Here is an 11098-nt window from a genome sequence, read left to right as displayed (position 1 = left end):
CAACCATTAATATTGTTCATATTTAAACAACCTATAATAATTTTGATTATTCTTTCTTCCCTACTTGTATTATTTTATTGCTCTAATTGATACTTGTTTTGTTGTATTTGATTACAATCACCCAACTAATAAAACAATTACCACAATCAACCAACCCTATTCCCACGTTGACACTATTAATATATTTTTATATTTTATAATATTTATATTTATATCAATATTTGCTATTAATGTATTCGTTTAAAATCAAAAAACCCTTCAAAACATAAGCATAACCATAAAGTATTAATTGAATTATGTATGACGGTTACTTTATGATCGTTATATAAATAGATTTAATAAAAATATTTATATCTACTCATTTTTTACAAAACAGGAGGTTCTATGACCAGTGTGACTGATCAAGAAACCAAGCAAACACGTAGCCGAGAATGGAAGATGTTCCTTTTTATTGTCATCTTTTTGTTTCCTATTCTCAGCGTCATTTTTGTCGGCGGCTACGGCTTCACCGTTTGGATGCTACAACTATTTGTTTTTGGTCCACCAGGACATGGCGGTTAATCCCTACTAATTACCGTGAGCATCCTTTTAAAGAGAATTAATAATGAAATCATTTTTAGCTAGAGCTTGGCAGACCCTATCACGCCCAAGCGTTCATATTAGTCTAGGTGTCCTAACCCTTGGTGGCTTTATTGCTGGTGTTATTTTCTGGGGGGGCTTTAATACCGCACTAGAAGCAACAAACACTGAAGAATTCTGTGTCGGCTGTCACGCTGAAAACGTTGCGCCTGAATATGCAAACACAATCCACGATAAAAACCGTTCAGGTGTTCGTGCAACGTGTCCTGACTGTCACGTTCCACATGATTGGACAGATAAAATCGCCCGTAAAATTCAAGCAAGTAAAGAAGTCTTTGCCCACATGGCAGGCTTTATCGATACTCCTGAGAAATTTGAAGAACGTCGTATTGTGCTAGCACAGCACGAGTGGGAGCGTTTCAAAGCAAACGGCTCACAAGAGTGTCGCGACTGTCACGATTACAAAGGCATGGACTTCAATAAGATGTCTCCTGTTGCACGTGTTCAAATGAAGAACGCTGCAGAGCGTGATCAAAGCTGTGTAGATTGTCACAAAGGTATTGCTCACCACTTACCAAAAGACATGGACACAAGCGGCGGTATGATTTCAGAGCTGGTACAACTTTCTCACAACACGTCATACAACAAAGGTGAAGAAGTTTACAGCGTACGTTTCCTTCCTGTTTACGAAGACAAAGATCTTAAAGTGGAAGCAGGTCTACTTAACCCTGCATCTGGCGTAAAAGTGATTGATGAAACCGACAACGCCGTTGAAGTTGAAATTGCAGGCTGGCGTAAAGACAAGGGTTACGGCCGTGTGATCCAAGAAGATTTCGGTATGAATATCCCTGTGGCTTCATTACTGAAAGAATCTGCACAAAACGACAAAGTTGTTAGCAAGTACGAAGAAAAAGTTGACGATCTAACAGGCCTTCCTTGGCAGCGTGTAACAGCAACTGTTTGGATGCCGAAGGATTCTCTTGTAAACGACATCACACCAGTATGGGAAAAAGCGAAAACCGCATATACCACTAACTGTTCTGTGTGTCATACCCAACCTGCTGAGAACCACTTCGATGCCAATACTTGGCCGGGCATGTTCGACGGTATGTTAGCGTTTGTTAACTTTGACCGTGACAGTGAAGCAGTTGTACGTAAGTACCTTCAGAAACACTCTTCTGACTTCTCTGAAGCACAACACTAAGTATTGATGGAGTAAAGAATTAATATGTCTGTATCAAGAAGAAGTTTCCTTAAAGGCATTGCAACAACTAGTGCAGCTTCTGTGATTGGCCCTAGCCTACTTGCATCATCAAAAGTGTTTGCGGATGACACTATCGGTCAAGGCACGTGGCGTTTCTCTGGCTCACACTGGGGCGCGTTCCGCGCCCACATCTATGCGGGTAAAGTGCAAGAAATCGAAGCGATTGAGATCGATAAGAACCCAACTGAGATGCTAAAAGGCATCAAAGGTGTGATCTACAACCCTTCTCGTGTTCGCTACCCAATGGTGCGTCTAGATTGGTTGAAGAAAAACAAATTCAGCGGCGAAACTCGTGGTAATAACCGTTTTGTACGTGTGACTTGGGACGAAGCGTTAGATCTGTTCTACCGTGAACTTGAGCGCATGCAAAAAGACTACGGTCCATGGGCAATTCACGCAGGTCAAACTGGCTGGCGTCAAACAGGTCAATTCCACAGCTGTACTAGCCACATGCAACGTGCAGTAGGTATGCATGGTAACTACATCACTAAAGTAGGTGACTACTCAACGGGGGCGGGTCAAACCATCATGCCTTACGTGCTAGGTTCTACTGAAGTGTACGCACAAGGTACTTCATGGTCTGAAATCCTAGATAACTCGAAGAACGTTATCCTATGGGCGAACGATCCTGTGAAAAACCTGCAGGTGGGTTGGAACTGTGAAACACACGAATCTTTCCCTTACCTAGCACAACTAAAAGAGAAAGTGGCTAACGGTGAGATCAACGTGATCTCTGTCGATCCAGTTAAAAACAAGACTCAACGTTACCTAAACAACAAGCACTTATACATCAACCCACAAACTGATGTGCCGTTCATGTTAGGTGTTGCTCATACCCTGTACACCGAGAACCTTTACGATAAAGAGTTCATCAAGATGTACTGTTTGGGCTTTGACGAGTTCATTGGTTATGTGAAAGGCGAAACCAAAGACAAAGTTGAGAAAACACCTGAATGGGCAGCACCAATCTGTGGTGTTCCAGCTGATCAAATCAAAGAATTTGCTCGTATGCTGGTTAAAGAGCGTACTCAGATCTTGTTCGGTTGGTGTATTCAGCGTCAAGAGCACGGTGAGCAGCCTTACTGGATGGGTGCGGTTATTGCTGCAATGGTTGGACAAATCGGTCTACCGGGCGGTGGTATCTCCTACGGTCACCACTACTCAGGTATCGGTGTACCATCAACGGGCTTTGCAGCACCGGGTGGTTTCCCACGTAACGTAGACGAAGGTCAAAAACCTAAGTGGGATAACAACGACTTTAACGGTTACAGCCGTACTATCCCTGTTGCACGTTTTGTTGACTGTATTCTAGAGCCGGGTAAAGAAATTCAGTACAACGGTTCTAAAGTGATCCTACCGGGTTACAAGATGATGGTGATCAGCGGTAACAACCCTTGGCACCACCACCAAGATCGTAACCGTATGAAGCAAGCGTTCCAGAAACTACAAACCGTTGTCACCATTGATTACGCATGGACTGCAACCTGTCGTTTCTCTGATATCGTGCTACCTGCATGTACGCAATTTGAACGTAACGATATCGACGTTATGGGTTCATACAGTGGTCGTGGTCTGTTAGCGATGCATAAGCTAGTTGACCCACTATACCAATCGAAAACTGACTTCGAGATCTTCACCGAGCTAACACGTCGTTTCGGTAAGAACAAAGAATACACCCGTGGCATGGATGAAATGCAGTGGGTTCGTATGCTGTACAACGATTGCCGTAAAGCAAACGAAGGCAAGTTCGATATGCCTGAATTCGATGTATTCTGGGAGAAAGGCTACCTAGATTTTGGTACAGGTAAACCTTGGGTTCGCCATGCAGCGTTCCGTCAAGATCCTGAAATCAACGCACTAGGTACTCCATCAGGCTTTATCGAAATCACCAGTCGTAAGATTGGTCGTTACGGTTACGAGCACTGTCAAGAACACCCAATGTGGTTTGAAAAAACAGAACGTTCTCACGGTGGTCCAGGCTCAGATAAACACCCGTTCTGGCTGCAGTCTTGTCACCCAGACAAGCGTCTGCACTCACAAATGTGTGAAGCTGAAGAGTTCCGTGCAACATATACAGTACAAGGTCGTGAACCTGTTTACATCAACCCACAAGATGCAGCAGAAAAAGGCATTAAAGATGGTGATGTAGTACGTGTATTCAACGATCGTGGTCAGCTATTAGCAGGTGCAGTGCTTACTGATAGCTACCCTCGTGGTGTTGTTCGTATTGAAGAAGGTGCATGGTATGGTCCACTAAACGAGAAAGTTGGTTCAATCGATACTTATGGTGATCCAAATACCCTAACTATGGATATTCCATCATCTGAACTAGCGCAAGCAACCAGTGCACAGACCTGTATTGTTAACTTCGAGAAGTTCAAAGGTGAACTACCACCAGTAACATCATTTGGTGGTCCAATTGAAGTAAGCTAATTCACTTCATTATGTAAATAAAAGGCTCCTCTTATGGAGCCTTTTTTACATCTGTTATGCCGTATTTAAATCAAATTGTTCTAAATCGCATAGCAACAATGATTCCAAAAAGGAATTTGTACATTTTTGTTTAATCATTTTATAACTTTTTTGTCATATTCAATCACTAGTATCAGCGCGTTATTGTTATTCTTATAAACATCAGGAAGTAAGTCATGACGACTAAGAACGTGCAATTTAGTGACATCATCAATAAAGGTTTAAGCCGCCGTAAATTTCTTCAAACGACAACTACCACGGCTGCTTTCTTTGCTGCATCCCCTACTATTGCATCTGCTACAACGCAAACGAAACAAAAAGAGCCTGCTATCAACTTCAAACCTGTACCCACTTCAGTTGCCGATACAGTAGTTGTGCCTGAAGGTTATCAAGCTGAAGTGTTAATTTCTTGGGGTTCACCACTGTTTGCCGATTCTCCAGCTTTTAATCCCTCAGCAAATAGTGAGGCTCAACTAAAACAGTTTGGCGATAACAACGACGGTATGGCGTTCTTCACCCTCACTAATGAGCGCGCAGTATTAGCTGTAAACAATGAATACACCAATTACGAATACTTATTACCAAACCAAGGTAAGACGCTTTCTGCTGACGATGTAAAAAAAGCACAAGCGGCAGTTGGTAACTCAATCGTAGAGCTAGTGAAGAAAAATGGGCAATGGATCGTGAACCAAAACGGTCGCTTAAACCGCCGTATCACTGCGAATACACCAATGGAAATTACCGGTGTTGCAGCAGGTCACCCTCTTCTAAAAACCAAAGCAGATCCAACAGGTACACGCGCTTTAGGTACTTTCGCCAACTGTGCAAATGGTGCAACGCCTTGGGGCACTTACCTCACCTGTGAAGAAAACTTTGATGATTTCTTTGGTACTGATACAAATGTAGCGGTTGATTCTAACCAAGAGCGTTACGGTATCAGCCCTGAAAATAAAGACTACCGCTGGTATGAGCATGATCCACGTTTTGATATTGCTCAAAACCCTAATGAGCCAAACCGTTTTGGCTGGGTTGTAGAAATCGACCCAATGAACCCTAATTCAATGCCTAAAAAGCGCACAGCATTAGGACGTTTCAAACATGAAAACGCCGCTGTTACGATCAACAATGACGGTTATGTTGTGGTGTATTTAGGCGATGATGAGCGTGGCGAGCACTTATACCGCTTTGTATCAAAGAATAAATATAACCCAAGCAACCAAGAAGCTAACCGTGATCTTCTTGAAGAAGGCACATTATATGTTGCTAAATTCGACGCCAAAGACGGTGAGTTAAAAGGCACTGGTCAATGGATTGAACTAACGTTTGGTAAAAATGGCCTGACACCTGAGAACGGTTTTGCTAGCCAAGCTGAAATCATGATCTTTGCTCGTAAAGCAGCAACGCATGTGGGTGCAACAACCATGGATCGTCCAGAATGGGTAGCCGTGAACCCACATACAAGCGAAGTTTTCTGTACCCTAACCAACAATAAGAACCGTGGTGTTAAACCTAATCAACCGGTTGACGCAGTGAACCCTCGCGAGAAAAACCCATATGGCCACATCCTGCGCTGGAATCCATCCAACGGTAACCACACCGCTGCGACTTTTGACTGGGATCTTTACCTTATTGCAGGTAACCCAACGGTACATAAAGATTCATTGATGGCTGGTAGTAAGAACATTAATAAAGACAACATGTTCAACTGTCCTGATGGCTTAGGTTTCGATAAAGACGGTCGTTTATGGATCCTAACGGATGGTGATGATTCCAATGAAGGTGACTTTGCTGGTATGGGTAATAACCAAATGCTTTGTGGTAACCCAGTAACAGGTGAAATCCGTCGCTTCCTAACAGGTCCTATCGCTTGTGAAATCACAGGTATTACCTTTAGCCATGATAGCAAAACTATGTTTGTTGGTGTTCAACACCCAGGCGAAGAACAAGCACCATCGCACTTCCCTGATGGCGGTCGCAGCACTCCTCGCTCTTCTATCATGCGAATTACTCGTAAAGATGGTGGCGTGATTGGCGCATAATTCACAGCGCTAGCAACCAAGATCCCCCCGATGATCAAGGTTCGTTAAAATGTGAATTACTTATATACCCAAGTAACTTCAAGATGCAGTGTTCAGCGAGACGACCTTAGTTCTCAGGCGCGGCAACGATTCGAAGATATAGTGGTTCTACATTGAGAATCGTTAACAAAGTCTGAGAGCTAAGGACGCTCGCCCTTTGGGAGCGTGTCACTGAGCCGACTTCTTGCGTCAGACAACTTGGAAAGAGCTCGCTATTCCACTTCGTTGTCTTTCTTGAATTCAACTCAGTGACTTCGCTCTGAATCAGGCATATTGAAGGTCACTTGGGTATATTAAAGCTCTAGTATTGTTTACGTTTCTTATTGAATTCGTATTCGATACTAGGGCTTTTTTTATTCTTTATTATTACTTTTAACTAAACGGCATTGCGCCAATACGTTCTGCTTTTTGACTTGATGTAAGCTTTTGAGAGCCAAAGAACAGTTATAGTTGGCATTGAATGTATTCAAGTTAAAATCAAGTGAAGACTCCCCCCAATGAAAATCTTCAAACCACATATCACCTTCTGGATCATCTTGTAAATTCACCACTTGATGATCAGGCAGTGCAACCTTACAAATCTGTTGCGATGATGTCAGCCCTTGGCTTGTTCCTTCTTTGTAGTTCTCAAGTGTAAAGCAAGGATTCACTTCTGAATTAAACACCACAACGCGGAAGGTGCCTAAGTTATCAATCCATTGAGTCGAAACAAAATCAATGTCTACCGGTATAACAGGAGCAGGCTTGGCATGAATTTGAAATGCTGTGACTAAACACAACCCTAACCATTTGATGTGTTTCATCATCTCTTTCTCAGTATTTATCTTAATTAATGATGTTGCTTGTTCTGTTACTTTTAAAACACATGCAATAAAAAAGCCACCGCGAACGGTGGCTTAGTATGCTTACTGTGTTTATATATTAAACGTCGTAAGTAGTAGAAGCAGTGTTACCGCCTGTACCAGTCCAGTTTGTGTGGAAGAACTGGCCACGAGGTTGATCAATACGCTCGTAAGTGTGAGCACCGAAGTAGTCACGCTGCGCTTGGATCATGTTTGCAGGTAGTTGTGCTGTTGTGTAGCTGTCTAGGAACGTTAGACCAGATGTCATTGTTGGCATTGGTAAACCGATTTCTAGAGACTTCGCAGCAACCTTACGCCATGCAGCCATGCTGCTTTGTAGGATATCTTTGAAGTATGGATCTGAACCTAGGAATTTAATTTCTGGGTTCGCTTCGTATGCATCACGGATGTTACCTAGGAATGCACTACGGATGATACAACCACCACGCCACATTAGTGCTACGTTACCGTAGTTTAGATCCCAGTTGAATTCTTCAGACGCTTCACGGATCAGCATAAAGCCTTGTGCGTAAGAGATGATCTTAGATGCTAGTAGTGCTTGACGTAGTGCATCAACCCACTCTTTCTTATCACCTTCAACTGGTGTAATTGTCTTACCGAATAGCTCTTGCGCTTCTACACGTTGATCTTTCATTGAAGATACACAACGTGCGAATACTGATTCAGTAATTAGCGTTAGTGGAATGCCTAGATCTAGTGCGTTAATACCTGTCCACTTACCAGTACCTTTTTGACCAGCAGTATCTAGGATTTTCTCAACAAGTGGTTGACCATCTTCATCTTTGTAGCCAAGGATTTCAGATGTGATCTCAACTAGGTAGCTGTCTAGCTCAGTTTTATTCCACTCTTGGAAGATAGATTGCATCTCATCATGAGATAAACCAAGACCAGACTTCATGAAGTGGTATGCTTCGCTGATAAGCTGCATGTCACCGTATTCGATACCATTGTGTACCATCTTAACGAAGTGACCTGCACCGTCTTTACCAACCCAATCACAACATGCTTCACCAGCATCTGTTTTAGCTGAGATCGCTTGGAAGATTGGTTTGATTGCAGGCCATGCCGCTTCAGAACCACCAGGCATGATTGAAGGTCCGAAACGTGCACCTTCTTCACCACCAGAAACACCAGAACCTACGTATAAGATGCCTTTCTTCTCAAGTTCAGCAACACGACGGTTAGTGTCTGGGTAGTTTGAGTTACCACCATCAATGATGATATCGCCTTTATCTAGAAGTGGAACTAGTTGATCAATAAATGCATCAACAACGTCACCAGCACGTACCATTAGCATCACTTTACGTGGTGCTTCTAGCTTAGCCACTAGATCTTCTAGAGAAGTAGCGCCAATGATGTTTGTGCCTTTTGCTGGGCCTTCAAGGAATTCTTCCACTTTTGCTACAGTACGATTGTAAGCAACAACCTTAAATCCGTGGTCATTCATGTTTAGGATCAGGTTTTGGCCCATTACTGCCAAGCCAATTACACCGATATCGCCTTTCATATTATTCTCCTTGCGCCAGCAGTTTTGCCGCTGCTGAATCTAAAAACCATTCTGTTTTGCCATTGACGGCTTTAATCTTCGCTGCAGGATACGCTAATGCTTCTGCAGGATTATTATTAATTTCTTGTAGTACTTCAGCCTTGCTTTCACCTAACACTAGGTAGGTAATGCGATCTGCATTTTCAAGTAAGCGTGCTGTTTTTGATATGCGCTTTTGACCGCTATCTGGATGCGTTGCAATCACAGATAATGCTGGATCATCGAAGTTAGTTTGGTTAGGGAACAATGACGCTGTATGACCGTCAGTACCCATGCCCAATAAGATCCAATCAAATGCTGGCATACCATTTTTATGTGGGATAGCCGCTTCCATCTCTTGGGTAAAGCGCGCGGATTCTACAGCAGGATCTTCTTCGCCACGAATACGGTGGATGTTTTCTGCTGGGATCGCCACATTTTGGAACAATAACTCGTTCGCTTCACCGAAATTACTTTCAGGATCAGTTGGCTCTACACAACGCTCATCGCCCCACCAAAAATGTAAGTTGTTCCAATTAACGTCTGTCGCATAGGGCGCTTGCGCTAATGTTTTGAACAGCAGTTTTGGTGTGCTACCACCTGATAACGAGATATGTACAGGCTTTGATTGCTGGCTCATCGTCATCATGGTGTCAGCCAATGAAACGACAACGTCCTGCGGTGTTTCAAATACGCGATAATTAATCATGCTTATAGCTCACAATAATCAGTGTTTGCTAAGTTCTTACAAGGGAAACGCCATTCACGATTGCTTGATGCTAATAAATCGTCAGCTTCTTTTGGTCCCCACGTTCCTGCGGCATAACCAAATAAGTGCTCTGGGTTTTCTTTGTATTCAAGAATTGGTTGAACAAATTTCCAACATGCGCGAACAGCATCAGTACGAGCAAACAACGTCGCATCTTGCTTCATACAATCAAGCAGTAGACGCTCGTAAGCAGTTAACATGTTAGTTTCTTCAAGTTTGTCGTAATGGAAGTCCATTGACACTTCTTGAGATTCAAAACCCGCACCTGGTTTTTTAAGGCCGAAGCTCATTAAAATACCTTCATCAGGCTGAATACGGATGATCAATTTGTTCTCTGGTGCTTTAGCGCCAAATACTGGGTGAGGTGTTTTCTTAAAGTGGATAACCACTTCAGTCACACGGGTAGGTAGTCGCTTACCAGTACGTACGTAGAATGGCACACCATTCCAACGCCAGTTTTCGATAAACATCTTCATACCGACGTAAGTTTCTGTACGTGAATCTTCTGCTACACCCGGCTCTTGACGGTAACCTAAGTAGTGTTTACCACGAACTTCAGATTCTGTGTACTGACCAAGTACTAGGTTATTTTTCAGATCATCGTCCGACAATGGCTTAAAGCTTTGCATTACTTTAACCACTTCATCACGGATAGAATCAGCATTAATTGCTGCAGGTGATTCCATACCCACCATTGCTAAAACTTGTAGCAAGTGGTTTTGGAACATATCACGTACCGCACCTGCGCCATCGTAATAACCACCACGATCTTCTACGCCTAATGCTTCTGCTGCTGTGATTTCAACGTAATCAATGAAGTTACGGTTCCATAGCGGCTCAAACATACCGTTAGCAAAACGGAAAACCAGTAAGTTTTGTACTGTTTCTTTACCTAGGTAGTGGTCGATACGGTAGATTTGGTGTTCTTTAAAACAAGCGTGAATTTGCTTATCTAGAGAAATTGCAGATTCCAAGTCGTAGCCAAATGGTTTTTCAACAATCAGGTTTTTCCAACCTTCTGTTTCATCATTTAAGCCATGTGCCGCTAGACATTCAGGGATCACACCGTAAAGGCTTGGTGGTGTTGCAAGATAGAAAACCGCATTACCATGAGTGTTATGGGTTTCTTTAAAGGTATCTAAACGTTCTTTAAGTACACCGTATTCATTTTGATCTGATGTATTTAACGCTTGATAATATAAGTGCTGACAGAAGTTAACCAATGTTGCTTCATCGACTTTTTCATTTTCTGTCAAAGATTGCTTTAACTTATCACGAAATTCTTGATCGCTATAAGATGTACGGCTTACCCCTAAAATTGCAAAATCTTCAGGTAATAACCCATTAGCATAAAGGTGATAAAACGCAGGTATTAATTTTCGGTGAGTCAAATCGCCTGACGCACCAAAAATTACAATTGAGTTATTTTCTGGTTTAACCATATCATTTTCCCATTAATTTCAGATCTTCAGACCTGCGGCAGCAATCAATTGCTTGGTATAACGGGGGCTTATTATGCCGTATTTTTTTCATCGATTACGCAAAAAT

The 11098-nt window shown here is 42.6% G+C and carries 8 protein-coding genes; 4 read left to right on the top strand and 4 right to left on the bottom strand.

Features of this window, described 5'->3' with window-relative positions:
* The first annotated feature begins 384 nt into the window (after positions 1–384).
* The 4 genes from torE (at position 385) to E5A76_RS06625 (ending at position 6354) form a co-directional block, all read left to right on the top strand.
* On the top strand, positions 385–561 hold the full coding sequence (gene torE, locus E5A76_RS06640; protein ID WP_053986770.1) for a trimethylamine N-oxide reductase system protein TorE: 177 nt from the start codon (positions 385–387) through the stop codon (positions 559–561).
* 43 nt (positions 562–604) lie between these two features.
* Complete coding sequence (gene torC, locus E5A76_RS06635) at positions 605–1783, top strand: pentaheme c-type cytochrome TorC (protein ID WP_107165251.1); 1179 nt, start codon at positions 605–607, stop codon at positions 1781–1783.
* Positions 1784–1807: 24 nt separating this feature from the next.
* Complete coding sequence (torA, locus tag E5A76_RS06630) at positions 1808–4276, top strand: trimethylamine-N-oxide reductase TorA (RefSeq protein WP_161118463.1); 2469 nt, start codon at positions 1808–1810, stop codon at positions 4274–4276.
* 215 nt (positions 4277–4491) lie between these two features.
* Positions 4492–6354, top strand: coding sequence for a PhoX family protein (locus E5A76_RS06625; RefSeq protein ID WP_161118462.1), 1863 nt, complete (start codon positions 4492–4494; stop codon positions 6352–6354).
* Between the two features lie 392 nt (positions 6355–6746).
* Here E5A76_RS06625 and E5A76_RS06620 read toward each other — a convergent pair whose 3' ends face one another.
* The 4 genes from E5A76_RS06620 to zwf all read right to left on the bottom strand — a co-directional run bounded on the left by E5A76_RS06620 (position 6747) and on the right by zwf (position 10992).
* Positions 6747–7199, bottom strand: a complete 453-nt coding sequence (locus tag E5A76_RS06620; RefSeq protein ID WP_161118461.1) for a hypothetical protein — start codon at positions 7197–7199, stop codon at positions 6747–6749.
* A gap of 115 nt (positions 7200–7314) precedes the next feature.
* On the bottom strand, positions 7315–8763 hold the full coding sequence (gnd, locus tag E5A76_RS06615) for a decarboxylating NADP(+)-dependent phosphogluconate dehydrogenase (RefSeq protein WP_053986775.1): 1449 nt from the start codon (positions 8761–8763) through the stop codon (positions 7315–7317).
* Between the two features lies 1 nt (position 8764).
* Positions 8765–9490, bottom strand: a complete 726-nt coding sequence (pgl, locus tag E5A76_RS06610) for a 6-phosphogluconolactonase (protein ID WP_161118460.1) — start codon at positions 9488–9490, stop codon at positions 8765–8767.
* 2 nt (positions 9491–9492) lie between these two features.
* A complete protein-coding gene (gene zwf / locus E5A76_RS06605) occupies positions 9493–10992 on the bottom strand; it encodes a glucose-6-phosphate dehydrogenase (RefSeq protein WP_107165257.1) in 1500 nt (499 codons plus the stop codon).
* Between the last annotated feature and the right edge of the window lie 106 nt (positions 10993–11098).

The sequence above is a fragment of the Photobacterium lucens genome (assembly GCF_009873615.1).
Classification (GTDB): domain Bacteria; phylum Pseudomonadota; class Gammaproteobacteria; order Enterobacterales; family Vibrionaceae; genus Photobacterium; species Photobacterium lucens.
This window is presented reverse-complemented; position numbering and strand designations above follow the sequence as displayed.

Bases quoted from the DNA above. Each gene is read 5' to 3' on its own strand.
- torE (WP_053986770.1), top strand. From the start codon at position 385: ATGACCAGTGTGACTGATCAAGAAACCAAGCAAACACGTAGCCGAGAA.
- torC (WP_107165251.1), top strand. From the start codon at position 605: ATGAAATCATTTTTAGCTAGAGCTTGGCAGACCCTATCACGCCCAAGC.
- torA (WP_161118463.1), top strand. From the start codon at position 1,808: ATGTCTGTATCAAGAAGAAGTTTCCTTAAAGGCATTGCAACAACTAGT.
- E5A76_RS06625 (WP_161118462.1), top strand. From the start codon at position 4,492: ATGACGACTAAGAACGTGCAATTTAGTGACATCATCAATAAAGGTTTA.
- E5A76_RS06620 (WP_161118461.1), bottom strand. From the start codon at position 7,199: ATGATGAAACACATCAAATGGTTAGGGTTGTGTTTAGTCACAGCATTT.
- gnd (WP_053986775.1), bottom strand. From the start codon at position 8,763: ATGAAAGGCGATATCGGTGTAATTGGCTTGGCAGTAATGGGCCAAAAC.
- pgl (WP_161118460.1), bottom strand. From the start codon at position 9,490: ATGATTAATTATCGCGTATTTGAAACACCGCAGGACGTTGTCGTTTCA.
- zwf (WP_107165257.1), bottom strand. From the start codon at position 10,992: ATGGTTAAACCAGAAAATAACTCAATTGTAATTTTTGGTGCGTCAGGC.